The sequence below is a fragment of the Kitasatospora sp. NRRL B-11411 genome (assembly GCF_000721345.1).
Taxonomy (GTDB): domain Bacteria; phylum Actinomycetota; class Actinomycetes; order Streptomycetales; family Streptomycetaceae; genus Kitasatospora; species Kitasatospora cineracea.
Genome location: NZ_JOGH01000022.1, coordinates 1 through 15,470, shown reverse-complemented (window position 1 = coordinate 15,470; position 15,470 = coordinate 1). Strand labels below are relative to the sequence as shown.

Below are 15,470 nucleotides of genomic sequence, written 5' to 3'. Positions count from 1 at the left end.
CTGACGCCGATTCACCCTGCCGCACCCGGGCGCGTCTACGCAATTCCCCCGGCCGTGGCGGATCTCACACCCCCGGCTGCCGGAAAACCCGGCGGACCGGCCCCGACACCCCGTCAGCCCGCCCGGCGGACCCGGCGATCCCGCCGCCGGCCTGCGCGGACACCGGGCGGCCGGACCGCCCCCGGGCCCGGTCAGAACAGGCGCAGCGACACCCACAGGGCCGGCACCGACACCGCCAGGGTGGCCGGGACGACGAGCGCGCCGAGCGCCGTGAACAGCCGCGGCCCGCCGTCGTCGACCGCCCGCTCCCGGGTGATCCGGCGCCACAGCAGGGTGGCCAGCGAGCCCGCGTACGTCAGGTTCGGGCCGAGGTTCACGCCGAGCAGCACCGCCAGCACCGGGCCCGGACCGGACGGGGCGGCCAGCGGGACCAGCAGCAGCGTCGCCGGGAGGTTGTTCACCAGGTTGGCCAGCACCGCCGCCAGCCCCGCCAGCGCGAACAGCACCGGCAGCCCGTCACCCGCCGGGACCACCGCCGCCAGCCGCCCGGCCAGCCCGTTGTCCACCACCGCCCGCACCACCACGCCCAGCGCCAGGACGAAGGCCAGGAACGGGACGGCCGCCGCCGACAGGATCCGCCGCGGCGTGCTGCGCCGGCCGGCCAGCGCCCGCACCGCCAGCACCAGCGCACCCGCCGCCGCGGCCCACGCCGGGGACACGCCGACCGCCGAGGCCAGCACGAAGCCGGCCAGCGTCCCCGCGACCGTCCCCAGCGCGAACCGCGGCAGCCGCACCCCGCCCGCCGCCACCGGCCGCTCGGCCGGCACCGCCAGCTCCGCCGCGAACCACCGCCGCAGCACCAGGTACTCCACCCCCACCGCGGCCAGCCACGGCAGCGCCATCAGCGCCGTGAACCGGCCGAACCCCAGACCGCTGGCGGCGAACGCCAGCAGATTGGTCAGGTTGGAGACCGGCAGCAGCAGCGACGCGCTGTTCGCCAGGTGCCCGCACGCGTACACGTGCGGTCGGGCCCGCACCCCCAGCGCACCCGCCGTGGCGATCACCACCGGCGTCAGCAGCACCACCGTCGCGTCCAGGCTCAGCACCGCCGTGACCAGCGCCGCCACCGCGAACACCTGCCCCAGCAACCGCACCGGCCGCCCGCCCGACGCCCCCGCCATCCAGCGCCCGCACGCCTCGAACAGCCCCTCGTCGTCGCACAGTTGCGCCAGCACCAGCACCGCCGCCAGGAACCCCACCACCGGCGCCAGCCGTTCCACCTCGGCCCACGCCGCGCCCGGCGACACCGCCCCCACCGCCACCAGCAGCCCCGCCGCCGGCACCGCCACCACCGCCTCCGGCCACCCGAACGGCCGCCGTACCGCACACCCCAGCACCGCCGCCAGCAACACCAGCGACAGCACCTCGGCGGACACCCCGTGCACTCGAACCCGCTCCTTCCACCGCACCCGACCACCGGACCGACCGGACCGACCGGACCGACCGGATCCCGTCTGTCCGGCGAACGCCCCATCCAAGCAGCCCCGCCGTCCAGCCCCGCCCCCACCACCCCCCCCGACCGGCGCCTTTGCGCGGGCGGCGGCCCGGCGGAAGGCTGGGGGCCGGCACCGGCGACCGGCCCGGGGAAGAGAGAGAAGGGGACATGTCCGTTCCACCACCCGCCCCGGGCACCGGTGCGCGACGGCTGCGGGCAGCGGCGGCCCGCGGCTTCTCGCTCGGCTCCACCGGCTCCCTGCTGTCGATCGGCTCGGTGGGGTCGATCCTGTCGATCGGCTCGGTCGGCTCCGTGCTGTCCCTCGGCTCGGTCGGCTCGGCGCTCTCCGTCCTGTCGCTCGGCTCCTGGCGCAGCACCGCCGCCGTGCTGTCCGCCGAGTCGACCCTCGCGGTGCTCTCCTACCGCTCGGTCCGGGCCGTCGCCGCGGCCCACCGCCGTCGCGGCGGATCCCGGCACGGCTGACCCGCCCCGCCCGCCGGTCCGGGGAACGAGGGTCGGGGAGCGGGGGTCGGGGGATCGGGGAGTGTCAGTGGCGGGTGGGAGCGTGCCCGGATGGACGGACCGCTCGACTCGATCGCCGCGTACTGGAACGATGCCGCCCCCGGGTTCGACCGGGAGCCCGACCACGGGCTGCGCGCGGCCGGGACCAGGGGGGCCTGGCGCCGCCGGCTGGCCGGGTGGCTGCCGGGCGCGGGGCTCGACGTGCTGGACGCCGGGTGCGGCACGGGTTCGCTCTCGGTGCTGCTCGCCGAGGCCGGGCACCGGGTGACGGGCGTGGACCTCGCCCCGGCGATGGTCGGCCTGGCCCGGGCCAAGTTCGCCGCGGCCGGGCTGGCGGGGAGTTTCCTGGTCGGCGACGCGAGCCGCCCCCCGACCGGTGACGGGCGCTACGACGCGGTGCTCTGCCGGCACCTGCTCTGGACGCTCCCGGACCCGCACGCCGCCCTCCGGGAGTGGGCCGCCCGCCTGCGTCCGGGCGGTCGCCTGGTGCTGGTCGAGGGCCGCTGGCGGGAGGCCGGCGCGGCCGTCGAGCCCTACGCCCCCGGCGCGGAGGGCCTGCCCTGGGCCGGCGGCATCACGGCGTCCGCCCTGACCGCCGCGCTCCGCCCGCTGGTCCGCGAGCTGCAGGTCGAATCGCTCGAAGCGGACGAGGAGCTCTGGGGCGGCCCGGTGCGGGACGAGCGCTACGCGATCGTGGCCCGGGTCTGAGCCGGGCGGCGGCGGGGGCGGCTGTCGGTGGAGCGGGGTACGGTCCGGCCCATGGCCGACACTGAACTCACCACGCTGCTGGGCGTTTTGAACGGCAAGCGCAAGCACGTCCTGGACATCCTGGCGGGCCTCGACGAGGCGGCGCTGCGCCGCCCGGTGCTCCCCTCCGGCTGGACGTGCCTCGGGCTGGTGCACCACCTCGCCCTGGACGACGAGAAGTTCTGGTTCCGCGCGGTCGCGGCGGGGGAGCAGCACGCGATCGACGAGATCCTCGGCACCGGGGCCGACGCCTGGCGGCCCGACCCGGAGCGGAGCGCCGAGGAGGTCTTCGCGCTCTACCGCACGGAGGCGGCGCGCGCCGACGCCTTCCTCGCCACCGCCGACCTCGACGCGCCCCCGGCCTGGTGGCCGGACTTCTTCGGCTCCTGGCGCTACGACACGCTGCGCGAGGTGGTCCTGCACGTGATCACCGAGACCGCGACCCACGCCGGCCACCTGGACGCCGTCCGCGAGCTCATCGACGGCCGCCAGCACCTGGTCCTCGACTGACCGGCCCGACCCGTCGAGCCGCCCGACCTGACCGAGTCGCCCGACCGACCTGACCTGCCGAACCGCCCGACCTGACCGAGTCGCCCGACCTGCCGAGCTGCCCGGACGGCCGCCTGACGCCGCGTCAGCCCGCGGGCTCGCCGAGCCAGACGTGGGCCGCGGTGTCGAGGGGGAGGTCGAGCGCGGCGCAGAGGCCGACGACGGTGCCGAAGCCGGGGCTGGGTAGGCGGCCCATCTCGATCTTGCGGAGCGTCTCGGGGGAGATCCCGGCGCTCTGCGCGACGGTGGCGGGGTCGCGGCCGGCCCGGGTCTCGCGCAGCAGCGCGCCCAGGCGGCGGCCGGCCTCGATCTGCTCGGGGGTCAGGGGGACTCGCACCATGCGGACACGCTACTGAACCGCCCCGCCCACCGCCCAGGCGGGCGGCTCAGCGCAGCGGCAGTTCCGGCCCGTTCCGCTCGTCGGCGGGCCGGGGGCCGTGGATGCGGCGGTCGGCGGCGTCGATCCGGACGTCGTCGATGCTGGCCTCGCGCCGGCGCATCAGGCCGTGCGGGTCGAACTCCCACAGCTCGTTGCCGTAGCTGCGCCACCACTGGCCGTCCGCGTCGTGCCACTCGTACTGGAAGCGGACGGCGATCCGGTCGTCCTCGAACGCCCAGAGGTCCTTGCGCAGGGCGTACTCCCGTTCGCGCTGCCACTTGGCGGTGAGGAAGGCGGTGACCTCGGCGCGGCCGGTGAGGAAGGTGTCGCGGTTGCGCCAGACCGTGTCGGGCGTGTAGGCGCGGGCGACGGCGGCGGGGTCGCGGGTGTTCCAGGCGTCCTCGGCGGCCCGGACCTTGGCCAGGGCGGTGGCGCGGGTGAACGGGGGGAGCGGCGGGCGGTCCTCGGGCACGGCGGCCTCCAGCGGTTCGGCGAGGTGGAGAACGGTCGTTCTCCACTCTGGCGGGCCCTACGCTAGGGAACGACCGTTCTCCACGTCAAGCACGCCCGAAGACCGCCGAACCGGAGCCGCCGATGCCCGCCCCGCCCACCGAGGAGCAGACCCGCCAGGACAGCGAGGCGCTGCTCGACGCCGCCGAGGCGCTGTTCTACGAGAAGGGCGTCCGCGCCGTCGGCATGGACGAGGTCCGGGCCGCCTCCGGCCTGCCGCTCAAGCGGATCTACCGCCTGCACCCCGCCAAGGACGACCTGGTGGTGGCCGTGCTGCGCCGCCGCGACCTGCGCTGGCGGGCCCGGCTGGCCGCCGCCGTCGAGGCGGAGTCCGAGCCGCGGGCCCGGCTGCTGGCCGCGTTCGACTGGCTGGGCCGCTGGTTCGCCGAGCCCGGCTACCGGGGCTGCGCCTGGATCAACGCCTTCGGCGAGCTGGGCCCGTCCTCCCCGGCCGTGCTCGCCGAGGTGCGCGCCCACAAGGCGGCCTTCCACGCCCAGCTCGCCGACTGGTCGCGCGCCGCGGGCCTGGCCGACCCGGCCCCCGTCCACCTGCTGGCCGAGGGCGCCATCGTCACCGCCGCGATCGACGCCGACCCCGCCCCCGCCCGCCGGGCCCGGGCCGCCGTGGAGGTGCTGCTCGATGCCGCCCGCTGAGCCGCTCGCCGAGCCGCCCGCCGAGCCGCTCGCTGATCCGCCGACCGGCCCGGGCAAGCTGGTCCGGGACGGGATCCCGGCCATCATCCGGGCCGCCGGGAAGGAACCGCAGGTGTACGTCGCCGACGCGGCCGAGTACCTGGCCCGGCTCGGCGACAAGCTGTCCGAGGAGGCCGCCGAGGTGCGGGCCGCTCACGGCGAGCAGGAGGTGCTGGAGGAACTGGCCGACCTGCTGGAGGTGGTCCGCGCACTGGCAACGGCCCACGGAGCGGACTTCGCCCGGGTCGAGGAGCTCCGACGCCGCAAGGCCGCGGAGCGCGGGGGCTTCGCCGGACGGGTGGTCTGGACCGGCAACCACTGAGCGCGGCCGACCGCGAGTCGCCGGTCTCCCCGGCACCGGTCACCGCGCGCACAGGCGGTCCAGGGACGCGCGGCTCTCCTCGTCCGCGGGGCGGTAGACCAGCAGCCGCAGTTCCGGGTCCTGGAGCGGTAGCAGGATCTCGAAGTCGACGGTGATCGGACCGGCGACCGGGTGCCGCAGCAGCTTCCGGCCGCGTCCGTTGACGCCGACCTCCCGCTCGGCCCACAGGCGGGCGAAGTCCTCGTCCTGGGTGGCGAACTCGGCGATGAGGGCGGACAGTTCCCGGTCCTGCGGGTGCGCGGCCCATGCCGCGCGCAGGTGGGCGATCCCGTCCCGCAGCGCTTGCTCCCGGTCGGCGTAGAAGCCGCGCATCGCCGGGTGCAGCAGGCACAGCCGCATCGCGTTGCGCCGCGCCGGCGGCACGGCCTCGAAGTCCGGTAGCAGCCGGGCCATTTCGGGGTTCCAGGCGAGGATGTCGTAGCGGTGGTCCAGCAGCATGGCCGGCAGCGGCGAGAGGTCGCCGACCAGGCGGGCCAGCGCCGGCGCCGGCGCCGCGCCGGCGGCCGGCCCGCCGGTGGTGCCGGGGCGGCGGTGTCCGGCCAGGTCGAACAGGTAGTCGCGTTCGCCCGGATCCAGGCTCAGGGCCCGGGCCAGCGCCCCCAGCACCTCCGCCGAGGGCCGCAGCCCGCGGCCCTGCTCCAGCCGGACCACGTAGTCCGTGCTGACCCCGGCCAGTTCGGCGACCTCCTCCCGGCGCAGCCCCGGCGTCCGCCGGGGCCGGCGGTGCGAGGGCAGGCCCAGCCGGTCGGGGTCGAGGCGTTCGCGCCTGCTCCGCAGGAAGGCGGCCAACTCCTGGGCGGCGTCCATCGCTCGGGTCGTCATGAGCGGTCCAACCGCCGGGGTGGGAGCGCTCTTCCCAGGAAGCGCCGTCCCTTACCCGCGGGCCGCCGCCGCCACAGACTCGGTTCCGGCAACGGACCACGAGCACAGGAGGACCTGATGGCACTGACCCTCGACGCCTACCGGCTGCTGGGCCGCTCGGGACTGCGGGTCTCACCGCTGGCCCTGGGCACGGCGACCTTCGGCACCGAGTGGGGCTGGGGCGCCGAACGGGCCGAGGCCCGCAAGCTGTTCGACCACTACGTCGGGCTCGGCGGCAACCTCCTCGACACCGCCGACACCTACACCGACGGCAGCTCCGAGCGCCTGCTGGGCGAGTTCGCCCACGAGGAACGCGAACGCCTGGTGCTGGCGACCAAGTACTCGACGCTGCGCCGCCCCGGCGACCCCAACTCCGGGGGCGGTCACCGCAAGGCGCTGTTCGGGTCGGTGGAGGGGAGCCTGCGGCGGCTGGACACCGACTACATCGACCTGCTGTACCTGCACGTCTGGGACTTCCGCACCTCGGCGGAGGAGGTCCTGCGCGGCCTGGACGACCTGGTGCGGCAGGGCAAGGTGCTGTACGTGGCGATCTCCAACACCCCGGCCTGGCAGGTGTCCCGGATGCAGGCGGTCGCCGACCTGCGCGGCTGGTCGCCGCTGGTCGCGCTGCAGCTCGAGTACAGCCTGATCGAACGCACCGCGGAGCGCGACCTGATTCCGATGGCCCGGGAGATGGGTCTGGGCGTGGTGCCGTACTCGCCGCTGGGCGGCGGGGTGCTCAGCGGCAAGTACGGCCGGGACGACCTGACCGTGACGGGCGCCGGCGCCGGGGACGGCACCCGCAGGAGCCACAACCTCGCCCTGGGCACGCTCACCGAACGCAACCTGGCCGTGGCCGGGGCCGCCCGGGAGGTCGCCGCCGAGCTGGGCCGCACCCCGGCCCAGGTCGCGCTGGCCTGGACCCTGCGGAACCCGGGCGTGGCGACCACGCTGATCGGGGCCCGCACCCCCGCCCAGCTGGAGGAGAACCTGGGCGCCCTCGAAGTCGAGTTCACGCCCGCCCACTTGGCCCGCCTGGACGCGGCGAGCGCGATCGGACTCGGCCAGCCGCACGACCTGCTGACCAGCGAGCCCATCCGCCGGGTGACCACCGGCGACCTGCGGATCGAGCCCCGCCGCTGACCGCTGCCCCCTAGGAACCGGCCCCGCCTCCCGCGACCGGATCCCCACCGGCGCGCCACTCGGCCGCCTCCGGGGCCGCCGCTCGCGGACTGCGGCTCGGGAGTCGCCGTCCATCGATCGCTGTCCACCAATCGCAGCCGCAGTCGCAGCCGCAGCCGCCGCCGGGCGCGCCACTCGGCCGCCCCCTGGTATTTGAATACCGGGGGGCTGCTAGCGTGTCGCTGTCCGCTGCCGGTATTTGAATACCGGTGGTTCTTTCGACCGGGCGGCCGGGCGGCCGCCGTGCAGGGAGCGGTGCCGTGATCGAGCTGAAGACTCCGCAGGCGATCGAGAAGATGGCCGTCACCGGCCGGTTCGTCGCCGAGACGCTGGCCGAGCTGTCCGGGCTGGCCGAGGTGGGGCGGGACGTGATGGACCTGGAGCTGCGGGCCCGGAAGCTGGTGGCGGACCGCGGTGCGGAGTCCTGCTACTGGGACTACGCCCCGTCCTTCGGGCGTGGCCCGTTCCGGAACGTGATCTGCCTGTCGGTGAACGACGCGGTGCTGCACGGGCAGCCGCACCCCTACGTGCTGCGTGACGGCGACGTGCTGAGCCTGGACTTCGCGGTGTCGATCGACGGCTGGGTGGCCGACTCGGCGGTCACCGTCATCGTCGGCACCCCGGCCGAGCAGGACGTCCGGCTGGCGCAGTCCACCCGCACCGCGCTGGACGCGGCGATCGCCGCCGCCGTGCCCGGCAACCGGATCGGCGACATCTCGGCGGCCATCGCCGCGGTCGGCCAGGGCGCGGGCTACCGGATCAACACCGACTTCGGCGGCCACGGCCTGGGCCGCACCATGCACGAGGACCCGCACGTGGCGAACGTCGGACGGCCCGGCCGCGGCCTGGAGCTCAAGCCCGGGCTGACGCTCGCCCTGGAGCCCTGGTGGTGCACCGGCTCGGCGAAGCTGCGGGTGGACGCGGACGGCTGGACGCTGCGCTCGGCGGACGGCTCGCGCGGCGCGCACTCCGAGCACACGGTGGCCATCACCGAGGACGGGCCCCGGGTGCTCACCGCGCTGTCCTGACCGGGGAGTTCGGGCCGGGGGCCCGGTCACGGCGGGTGACCGCGGGGTGGACGGCGGGTGGCCGCTGTGGCCCGTCCCATAGGCGGATCGCTGGACGGTCGGCGCGCCGTCAGCGGGGGGCCACGGAGGGTGCGCGGTTCCCCGTCCGGGGCGGCCAAAACCGGTGAGCCCGGTCACAACGGCCGCCGGCCGGGCCCGGCCCGGGCCCGGAAAATCGCGGTCGGGGCGCCCGCCGCCCGCCGCTGTACTGCCGGTAACGGGCCCTTGACCTGCGTAAACCTTCGAATGCTTGGAGTTCGGGCCGGGCGCCCGTAGCTTCGTAACCAGTGCAGGGCGCACTACCCGGGATCACCCGAAACCAACGCCCCGGTGCGGCCACCGAGCCGCCCGACGGGCAGGGTGACCGCGACGGAGCGCAGGTCGGACCTCGACCGCCCCGTCCGATCCACAAGCGCGAGAGACCGCAGGGCCCGTCCGGGCCCCTGGTTCCGCCTTGCCTGCCCGGGGCATCCGAAAGGAATCGCATGATCTTCCGTAACGAGACTGCCGCCACCAAGACCGCCACCACCGCCGAGCAGGGCAACCGGAAGCGCAACCGCGTCCGGGCCGCCGTCGTCGCGGGCAGTGCGGTGGCCGTTCTCCCGGTGGCCGGCCTCGTCGCGGCGACCTCGGCCTCGGCCGCGGACGTGTCCACCTGGGACAAGGTCGCCCAGGCCACCAAGGCGCAGCAGATCGCCGTCGCCGAGAAGGTGCTGGCCTCGCAGGGCCCGGGCGCCTGGCCCGTCTGCTCCGTGCAGGCCGGTCTGACCCAGGGCGGCGCCGCCGCCCAGGTCGACACCTCCTCGACCGGCAGCAGCGCGAGCTCCTCGAAGTCGACCCCGTCGACCTCGTCCTCCTCCAGCAGCACCGGCGACAGCAGCACCAGCAACACCAGCACCAAGTCCGCCAAGCCGGCCACCACCCAGACCGACTCGGGCTCCGACGCCGCCTCCGCCAACACCTCCGGCAGCGGCAAGTACTCCTCCGGCCAGGGCCACCAGTCCTGGAAGAAGAGCAGCACCGCCACCACCTCCGGCGGCAGCTACACCGTGAAGTCCGGTGACACCCTGGGCGCCATCGCGGCCGCCAACGGCACCACCGTGGACGCGCTGTACAGCGCCAACGCCCAGGTCATCGGCGCCTCCGCCGACGTCATCTACCCGGGCCAGGTCCTCTCCCTCTGATCGACCCCAATCGGATGCCGGCAGGACCCCGGTAGGACTGGACCGGACCGGACCGCACCGCACGACGCCGACGGCCGCCCCTCATGTCGGGAGGGGCGGCCGTCGGCGTCCGCGCGTGCGCACCGGCCGGATCGGTCGGATCGGCCGGATCAGTCGAACCAGTCGGGCTCGGCGGCCTCGATCAGCTCCCGCAGGGCCGGCCGGTCGTGGAAGGCCCCCGACAGCAGCGCCCCGAGCTCGCGCAGCGCCGCCGCGTCCTCCCCGTACGCGACGAACATGCCGGCCTCCGGGTCGTACCGGAAGCGCCCCTCCAGCTGCGGTGCCCGCGACCGGACCGCGGAACGGGCCACCGCCTCCCAGCCGTAGCCCCCGTTCTGCTGCCCCGCCGCCTCGAACACCTCGTCCACCTCGACCATCCGGTCGTCGGTCAGCAGCAGGCCGTACGAACCCGGCCTGTGGTCGTACTCCAGGAACACCAGCGGGGCGTAGGTCTCACGATCAGTCATGGCCCGGACGCTACCGGCGCCCACCGACACCGCCCCCGGCGGGCTCAGGCGGGCAGGACCTCCTCGACGGCGCTGGTCCCCGCGCCGGGCCGGGACTCCCACCGCCAGTTCTCCTCCAGCCGCAGCCGGCCGTCCGGGAGCCTGGTGAGCACGCTGGTGCAGTGCCCCGAGCTGGTCTCCCCGGCCCGGTTGAGCTGCACGTACCGGAAGTCGAGGGTGTCCCCGGTCCGGGTGCCCACCAGGTGCCCGTGCACCACCTCGCCGCCCCGGTAGTCGGCCCACACCAGCCCGTCGTCCTCGTGGTAGGCGAACCGCGTCCCCGGGTCGACCTCCCCCAGCTCCGCCCGGCCCACCGGCGCGAACTCCAGCCCGTCGAGCGAGGGCAGCACGGACAGCATGGCGAAGCTCCTTCGGCCGGGCGGCGAATCTCCCGCCCAGTCGACCACGCCGCCCCCCGCGCCCACCGGGCCATCCGCATCATGGACACCCCGCCGCGCGGCAGGGCCCGCGGCGGACCTCACGCCGCGGCGCCGCCCCGGCCGTCCGGCGAGTGCTTGTCCGACGGCGAGTCCTTCGGCCGGGAGTCCTTCGACGGGGTCTCGTCCGACGGGGCCTCGTCCGGCGGGGTGTCGGTGAAGTCGACGTCGACGTGCTGTTCGGGGCGGCGTTCCTCCTGGCGGGCGATGTCTTCGAGGACCTGTTCGTCGGGGCCGGTCAGCGGGGGCTGGAGGAGGGAGCGGGGCCACAGGCGGCGGGCGAGGACGGTGTTGGACTCGGCGGCGTAGACGGTGATCTGGGCGGCCAGGTAGAGCCAGGAGAGCAGGCCGATCACGGTGGCGAAGAAGCCGTACACGGCGGTGGCGTGCCGGAGTTGGTGGGCGACCAGGGCGGCGCCGAACGCCTGGAGGAGGGTGAACAGCGGGCCGGCGAGGAGGCTGCCGGGTCGCAGGGCGCGGGCCGGGACCTGTTTGGGGGTGAGGATCCGCAGGCAGGCCAGGAACAGCAGGGAGTTGAGGGCGGCGGACAGCAGCAGTCCGCCGATCCGGGCGGCCGGGCCGCCCAGTGCGGCGCCCAGCAGCGCGGCCGCGGCCGTGGACAGCAGCAGGCCGGTGCCGAGCGTGGCGAACAGCGCCAGGCTGCGGCCGAGCCGGGGCCAGTAGCCGGGCCGCCGCACCCCGGGGACGTTCCACACCTCGGCCATCGCGTGCTGCAGCACCTGCGCGATGCCGAGCGCGCCGTACAGCAGGCCCGCCACGCCGATCACCAGGGCCAGGCCGCTGCCCTGCACCGAGTGCACGTTCGCGCGCAGCTGGTCGCCGATGATCGGGAAGTCGGCGAGCGCCGAGTCGACCACGGCGCGCTGCGCGTCCGGGTGGCCGTGCAGGACGAAGCCGAGCGCGGTGGAGAGCAGGAGCAGCAGCGGGATCAGCGAGACGAAGCCGTAGTAGGTGATCAGCGCGGCCAGCAGCCCGCCCCGGTCGTCCCCGTACTTCTTGACCACCCCGACCACGACGGCCAGCGGCCGGTGGCGCTGCTGGGTGCGGTCGACGGTGCGCAGGGCGCGTTCGACGGGGTTCATGGGCGCTCCTCCGGTGGCGGGCGGCGGGGTGGCCGTCCGGCGGCGGACGGCACCTGCGCGTATGCCCGGCCGGAGGGTGTGAACGCCCCCAGGAGGGAAAGGCGGCCGGGGACATCCGGAGCCGGGGAGCGAGGAGGGCGGGCAGGTGTGGTGGTGGAGCGCGGTGCGGCTGGCGGTGGCCGGTGCGGCGGTGGTGGTGCTGCTGTACGGGGCGGACCGGGTCGTGGAGGTGACCACCCGTCGGCTGCCGGCCCGGGTCGGGACGGTGCCCCGGGTGCTGCGCGGCTGCCGCCGCCCGATCCTCGCGGTGGCCGGCTGCGGGCTGCTGCTGGCCGCGATGCCGTGGGTGCGGGCGCCCGGCGGGATCGGGCGCCTGCTGGTGCTGGCCACGATCGGTTCGTGCGGCTGGCTGGGCGCGCGGGCCGCCGCGCTGGTGCTGGACGGGGCGGTGCGGCTCGCGGTGCGCCGCCGGGACGCCGCCTGGGCCGGGCGGGCCCGCACCCAGGTGGGGCTGCTGAGCCGGATCGTGCAGGCGGCGATCGCGCTGCTGGCGCTGGCCGCGATGCTGATGACCTTCCCGGCGGTGCGGGTGGTCGGCACCAGCCTGCTGGCCTCGGCCGGGCTGGTCGGCGTGGTCGCGGGCATCGCCGCGCAGAGCGCGCTGTCGAACCTGTTCGCGGGCATCCAGATGGCCTTCGGCGACCTGGCCCGGATCGGTGACGTGGTGGTGGTCGGCGGCGAGTGGGGCACCGTCGAGGAGATCACCCTGACCGCGGTGGTGATCGCCACCTGGGACCAGCGGCGGATCGTGATGCCGATGTCGTACTTCGCCGGGCGCCCGTTCGAGAACTGGTCGCGCCGCTCCGACCGGATCACCGGCACCGCGCTGCTGCACCTCGACCACAGCACGCCGGTCGGCCTGCTGCGGGCCGAGTTCGAGGACTACCTGGCCAAGAACCCGCGCTGGGACGGCGAGGGCAGCGCCCTGCAGGTCGTCGACACCACCCCCAGCACCCTGGTGGTGCGCGCCCTGGCCACCGCCGCCAACGCGAGCGACGCCTTCGAGCTGCGCTGCGACCTGCGCGAGCACCTGGTCGGCTTCCTGCGCGAGCACCACCCGCACGCGCTGCCCCGGGTCGCGGTGGCCGCCGCGCCCGGGGAGCGGACGGGGACGGGGACGGACGCGGAGGCGGGGACGGGGACGGGCCCGGGGTCGGACGCGGGGGCGGGGACGGGCCCGAGGTCGGACGCGGAGGCGTCGGGTCAGAGGTAGTCCTCCAGGCGGGCGATGGCGAAGCCCTGGGCGGTGGCGGCGTCGACCACCCGGCGCAGCATGTCGGGCATGGTGCCCTTCCAGTCGCCGGAGGGGGCGCGGAAGTGGGTGAGGACGATGTCGCCGGGGTGGAACTTCTGGTCGGCGTAGCGCCACTCCAGGTGGTCGGGGAAGGCCTCCTCGTTCCACAGCGGGAAGGCGGTGACGCCGCAGGACGCGGCGGTGCGCAGGGCCGCCTCGGTGTACTCGCCGTACGGGGGCCGGAACAGGTGGGGGCGGGTGCCGGACTCCTGCTGGAGGTGGTCCTGCTGGTCGCAGATCTCGTGCTGGAGCGCGTCGGGGCCCAGCCGGCGCAGGTCGGGGTGGGTGAGGGTGTGGTTGTCGAGCGTGACCCCGTGGGCCTGCAGGCTGCGGAAGTAGCCGTAGTCGGAGCGGGCCAGGTAGTCGGAGAGGAACGCCGACATCGGGACGCCCAGCTCGGCGGCCATGGCGGCGAACTGCGGGTCCTTCTCGGCGCCGTCGTCGACGGTCAGGAACACCACCTTGTCGCTGGTCGGCACGCGGTAGACCACCGGCGGCAGCCCCGGCAGGCGCTTGACGCCGGGCCCGTCGGCCAGCTCCGGCTTGACGGCGGGCGGGGCGGGCGGGCGCAGCGGGAGCGCGGCCAGGCCCCAGCGCCGGGCGGCCGCGAGGACCCGCTGCATGCCCGCCTGCTGCTCGGCGGCGGCGAGCCGGCCGTTCAGCTCCTGCCCGGCGGCGGCCTGCGGGCGGGCGGCGGGCATCGCCGCGAGGGCGGCCTGCGCGGCCTGCGCTGCTTGGGCGGCTTGGGCGGCTTGGGCCTGGGCGAGCTGGGCGCCCTGGGCGGGTGCGGCCTGGCCCTGGGCGGCCTGGACGGCGGGGGTCCCGGCGGCGGGCGGGGCGGCCGGGGCGGAGGCGCGGGCGGGGTCGGGGTCCTGGGCGCGCAGGGCGGAGCAGCCGACGGTGAGGGTGGCGAGTGCGGTGAGGGCGGCCAGGCCCCGGCGGTGGTGGCGGACCGGACCGGAGCGGCGGGAGCGGCGGGCGCGGGTGCGGGCGTCCGGGGCGGAGGAGCCGGGGGTACCGGGCGTGTTGGGCGTGTTGGGCGTGCTACCGGGGGGTGTGGCGGAGGGTGTCGGCATACCGGCCGATGATCCCCTTGGCGTACTTGTCATATCGGCGCGCCGAGGGGCCGTCACCCGGACGGACCGGTGCCGTCCCCCGTTTGACGCGGCCCGACCGGCGGCGTACAGAGTGAGACATGCGCCCGGGTGTCCCGGCGGACCCGTCCGGCCCGCCCCCACGGACCGACCCCGAAGCGGCGACGCGCCCCGACCCCCCGCGCGGCGACGCCCGCCCGCGCTGGGACGCTGCCGCCGAACCGCTGCTCGCCGACGGGCTGCTGCGCGCCGTCCGGTCCACCGCCGCGTACGGGGGCGTGCTCTACCTGCACTCCGCCGACCGCCGCTCGCTGGCCGTCGCCGCCGTCGTCGGCATCCCGCTCAGCCTGCTCGAACCGTTCCGGCGGATCGCCGTCGCCGCACCCCTGCCGGTCGCCGACTCCTACCGCGGCGGCCGCACCATCGTGCTCGCCGACGCCGACGAGACCATGCGCCGCTACCCCCGGCTCGCCGTCGGACTCCCGTACGCGCACGCCTCCGCCGCCACCCCCGTCACCGCCGGCGACCGGACCTTCGGCGTGATCGCCGTCTTCTGGCCCGCCGGCGGCGGACGCCCGCCCGCCGCCACCCGCCGCCAGTTGCGCACCGCCGGCAACCGCCTGGCCACCGGCCTGCTCCCGTACGGCGACCGGGTCGGCGGGGAGGGGCCGCCCGTGGTGGTGCCGCTGCCGGTGCCCGGCGGCGACGGCATCCGGCTCGGCTTCCTCGACTGGGACCTCGCCGCCAACCGGCTCACCGTCGACGAACGGCTGCGCGAGATCCTCGGCACCGGCCCCTTCGACGGCCGCGGCGCCGCCCTGCTGGACCGGCTCGTCCCCGAGGACGTCGCCCCGCTGCGCGAAGCCGTCCGGCAGGCCGCCCGGCAGGGCCGCCCGTTCACCCACCGGGTCCGGCTGCGCGACTCCGGCGGCGGCACCCGGCAGCTCGACCTGTCCGGACACCCCGTCCCCGACTCCGCCCGGCTGGTCGTCGCCGTGGCCGACGCCACCGCCGCCGAAGCCGCCACCGCCGCCGTGGAACGCCTGCGCGACGGCGTGTTCGCGCTCGACCCGGACGGCCGGCTCGGCTACGTCAACCGCAGCGCCGAGATGCTGCTGCACGCCACCCGCGCCGACCTGCTCGGCCGCCGCCCCTGGGACGTGCTGACCTGGCTCGCCGACCCCGCCTACGAGGACCGCTACCGCTCCGCGATGCTCTCCCAGCAGCCCACCGCGTTCCTCGCCCGCCGCCCGCCCGGCCACTGGCTGGCCTTCTCGCTCTACCCCGACGCGCACGGCCTCACCGGCCGCATCGTGCCCGCCGCCCCCAGCGAGGACACCACCCTCCCCGAGGCCCCGCCCCCCAC

The 15,470-nt window shown here is 76.1% G+C and carries 18 protein-coding genes; 10 read left to right on the top strand and 8 right to left on the bottom strand.

Features of this window, described 5'->3' with window-relative positions; translation table 11 throughout:
• Positions 1-191 precede the first annotated feature (191 nt).
• Complete coding sequence (locus IH44_RS0113365; RefSeq protein WP_030459728.1) at positions 192-1,445, bottom strand: SLC13 family permease; 1,254 nt, start codon at positions 1,443-1,445, stop codon at positions 192-194.
• A 218-nt stretch (positions 1,446-1,663) separates the two neighbouring features.
• Here IH44_RS0113365 and IH44_RS0113360 point away from each other — a divergent pair, with 218 nt between their 5' ends.
• The 3 genes from IH44_RS0113360 (at position 1,664) to IH44_RS0113350 (ending at position 3,274) form a co-directional block, all read left to right on the top strand.
• On the top strand, positions 1,664-1,978 hold the full coding sequence (locus tag IH44_RS0113360; protein WP_232794928.1) for a hypothetical protein: 315 nt from the start codon (positions 1,664-1,666) through the stop codon (positions 1,976-1,978).
• 90 nt (positions 1,979-2,068) lie between these two features.
• The gene (locus tag IH44_RS0113355; protein WP_030459726.1) at positions 2,069-2,725 is read left to right on the top strand and encodes a class I SAM-dependent methyltransferase; all 657 of its coding nucleotides are present in this window, start codon (positions 2,069-2,071) and stop codon (positions 2,723-2,725) included.
• A 51-nt stretch (positions 2,726-2,776) separates the two neighbouring features.
• On the top strand, positions 2,777-3,274 hold the full coding sequence (locus IH44_RS0113350) for a DinB family protein (protein WP_030459725.1): 498 nt from the start codon (positions 2,777-2,779) through the stop codon (positions 3,272-3,274).
• Positions 3,275-3,398: 124 nt separating this feature from the next.
• On the opposite strand, the gene IH44_RS0113345 is transcribed toward IH44_RS0113350, so the two are convergent.
• Both IH44_RS0113345 and IH44_RS0113340 read right to left on the bottom strand, forming a co-directional pair.
• Complete coding sequence (locus IH44_RS0113345) at positions 3,399-3,653, bottom strand: helix-turn-helix transcriptional regulator (protein ID WP_030459724.1); 255 nt, start codon at positions 3,651-3,653, stop codon at positions 3,399-3,401.
• A gap of 46 nt (positions 3,654-3,699) precedes the next feature.
• The gene (locus tag IH44_RS0113340) at positions 3,700-4,164 is read right to left on the bottom strand and encodes a nuclear transport factor 2 family protein (protein ID WP_030459723.1); all 465 of its coding nucleotides are present in this window, start codon (positions 4,162-4,164) and stop codon (positions 3,700-3,702) included.
• A gap of 122 nt (positions 4,165-4,286) precedes the next feature.
• Between IH44_RS0113340 and IH44_RS0113335 the strand changes: the two genes are divergently transcribed.
• The gene (locus IH44_RS0113335; RefSeq protein ID WP_030459722.1) at positions 4,287-4,856 is read left to right on the top strand and encodes a TetR/AcrR family transcriptional regulator; all 570 of its coding nucleotides are present in this window, start codon (positions 4,287-4,289) and stop codon (positions 4,854-4,856) included.
• Positions 4,843-5,217, top strand: coding sequence for a nucleoside triphosphate pyrophosphohydrolase (locus tag IH44_RS0113330; protein ID WP_232794927.1), 375 nt, complete (start codon positions 4,843-4,845; stop codon positions 5,215-5,217). The genes IH44_RS0113335 and IH44_RS0113330 overlap by 14 nt, the downstream gene beginning before the upstream one ends.
• Before the next feature lie 39 nt (positions 5,218-5,256).
• Here IH44_RS0113330 and IH44_RS0113325 read toward each other — a convergent pair whose 3' ends face one another.
• Entirely contained in the window at positions 5,257-6,099 is an 843-nt protein-coding gene (locus tag IH44_RS0113325; protein ID WP_030459720.1) for a helix-turn-helix domain-containing protein, read from the bottom strand.
• A gap of 117 nt (positions 6,100-6,216) precedes the next feature.
• On the opposite strand from IH44_RS0113325, the gene IH44_RS0113320 reads away from it, so the two are divergent.
• From IH44_RS0113320 to IH44_RS49390, 3 genes are all read left to right on the top strand, one after another.
• On the top strand, positions 6,217-7,281 hold the full coding sequence (locus IH44_RS0113320; RefSeq protein WP_030459719.1) for an aldo/keto reductase: 1,065 nt from the start codon (positions 6,217-6,219) through the stop codon (positions 7,279-7,281).
• Between the two features lie 299 nt (positions 7,282-7,580).
• Positions 7,581-8,348 carry a type I methionyl aminopeptidase gene (gene map, locus IH44_RS0113315; protein WP_030459718.1) on the top strand — a complete coding sequence of 256 codons (768 nt, stop codon included), beginning with the start codon at positions 7,581-7,583 and terminating at the stop codon, positions 8,346-8,348.
• A gap of 524 nt (positions 8,349-8,872) precedes the next feature.
• Positions 8,873-9,571 (top strand): LysM peptidoglycan-binding domain-containing protein, encoded by a 699-nt coding sequence (locus IH44_RS49390; RefSeq protein WP_051816853.1) that lies wholly within the window; start codon positions 8,873-8,875, stop codon positions 9,569-9,571.
• Between the two features lie 149 nt (positions 9,572-9,720).
• Here IH44_RS49390 and IH44_RS0113305 read toward each other — a convergent pair whose 3' ends face one another.
• The 3 genes from IH44_RS0113305 to IH44_RS0113295 all read right to left on the bottom strand — a co-directional run bounded on the left by IH44_RS0113305 (position 9,721) and on the right by IH44_RS0113295 (position 11,656).
• Positions 9,721-10,077, bottom strand: coding sequence for an immunity 51 family protein (locus tag IH44_RS0113305; RefSeq protein ID WP_030459716.1), 357 nt, complete (start codon positions 10,075-10,077; stop codon positions 9,721-9,723).
• A gap of 44 nt (positions 10,078-10,121) precedes the next feature.
• The gene (locus IH44_RS0113300) at positions 10,122-10,475 is read right to left on the bottom strand and encodes a hypothetical protein (RefSeq protein ID WP_030459715.1); all 354 of its coding nucleotides are present in this window, start codon (positions 10,473-10,475) and stop codon (positions 10,122-10,124) included.
• Between the two features lie 119 nt (positions 10,476-10,594).
• Positions 10,595-11,656 (bottom strand): YihY/virulence factor BrkB family protein, encoded by a 1,062-nt coding sequence (locus IH44_RS0113295; protein WP_051816852.1) that lies wholly within the window; start codon positions 11,654-11,656, stop codon positions 10,595-10,597.
• A 145-nt stretch (positions 11,657-11,801) separates the two neighbouring features.
• Here IH44_RS0113295 and IH44_RS0113290 point away from each other — a divergent pair, with 145 nt between their 5' ends.
• A complete protein-coding gene (locus IH44_RS0113290; RefSeq protein ID WP_063759601.1) occupies positions 11,802-12,929 on the top strand; it encodes a mechanosensitive ion channel family protein in 1,128 nt (375 codons plus the stop codon).
• Here IH44_RS0113290 and IH44_RS0113285 read toward each other — a convergent pair.
• Complete coding sequence (locus IH44_RS0113285; protein WP_051816851.1) at positions 12,920-14,086, bottom strand: polysaccharide deacetylase family protein; 1,167 nt, start codon at positions 14,084-14,086, stop codon at positions 12,920-12,922. The genes IH44_RS0113290 and IH44_RS0113285 overlap by 10 nt on opposite strands.
• A 119-nt stretch (positions 14,087-14,205) precedes the next feature.
• On the opposite strand from IH44_RS0113285, the gene IH44_RS0113280 reads away from it, so the two are divergent.
• A partial coding sequence (locus IH44_RS0113280) for a PAS domain-containing protein (RefSeq protein WP_157852301.1) occupies positions 14,206-15,470 on the top strand: 1,265 nt, incomplete at its 3' end.

Excerpts from the sequence above, each read along its gene's own strand:
- IH44_RS0113335 (WP_030459722.1), top strand. The coding sequence starts at position 4,287 with ATGCCCGCCCCGCCCACCGAGGAGCAGACCCGCCAGGACAGCGAGGCG.
- IH44_RS0113360 (WP_232794928.1), top strand. The coding sequence starts at position 1,664 with ATGTCCGTTCCACCACCCGCCCCGGGCACCGGTGCGCGACGGCTGCGG.
- IH44_RS0113320 (WP_030459719.1), top strand. The coding sequence starts at position 6,217 with ATGGCACTGACCCTCGACGCCTACCGGCTGCTGGGCCGCTCGGGACTG.
- IH44_RS0113325 (WP_030459720.1), bottom strand. The coding sequence starts at position 6,099 with ATGACGACCCGAGCGATGGACGCCGCCCAGGAGTTGGCCGCCTTCCTG.
- IH44_RS49390 (WP_051816853.1), top strand. The coding sequence starts at position 8,873 with ATGATCTTCCGTAACGAGACTGCCGCCACCAAGACCGCCACCACCGCC.
- IH44_RS0113300 (WP_030459715.1), bottom strand. The coding sequence starts at position 10,475 with ATGCTGTCCGTGCTGCCCTCGCTCGACGGGCTGGAGTTCGCGCCGGTG.
- IH44_RS0113355 (WP_030459726.1), top strand. The coding sequence starts at position 2,069 with ATGGACGGACCGCTCGACTCGATCGCCGCGTACTGGAACGATGCCGCC.
- IH44_RS0113295 (WP_051816852.1), bottom strand. The coding sequence starts at position 11,656 with ATGAACCCCGTCGAACGCGCCCTGCGCACCGTCGACCGCACCCAGCAG.
- IH44_RS0113285 (WP_051816851.1), bottom strand. The coding sequence starts at position 14,086 with ATGCCGACACCCTCCGCCACACCCCCCGGTAGCACGCCCAACACGCCC.
- IH44_RS0113330 (WP_232794927.1), top strand. The coding sequence starts at position 4,843 with ATGCCGCCCGCTGAGCCGCTCGCCGAGCCGCCCGCCGAGCCGCTCGCT.
- IH44_RS0113350 (WP_030459725.1), top strand. The coding sequence starts at position 2,777 with ATGGCCGACACTGAACTCACCACGCTGCTGGGCGTTTTGAACGGCAAG.
- IH44_RS0113305 (WP_030459716.1), bottom strand. The coding sequence starts at position 10,077 with ATGACTGATCGTGAGACCTACGCCCCGCTGGTGTTCCTGGAGTACGAC.
- IH44_RS0113345 (WP_030459724.1), bottom strand. The coding sequence starts at position 3,653 with ATGGTGCGAGTCCCCCTGACCCCCGAGCAGATCGAGGCCGGCCGCCGC.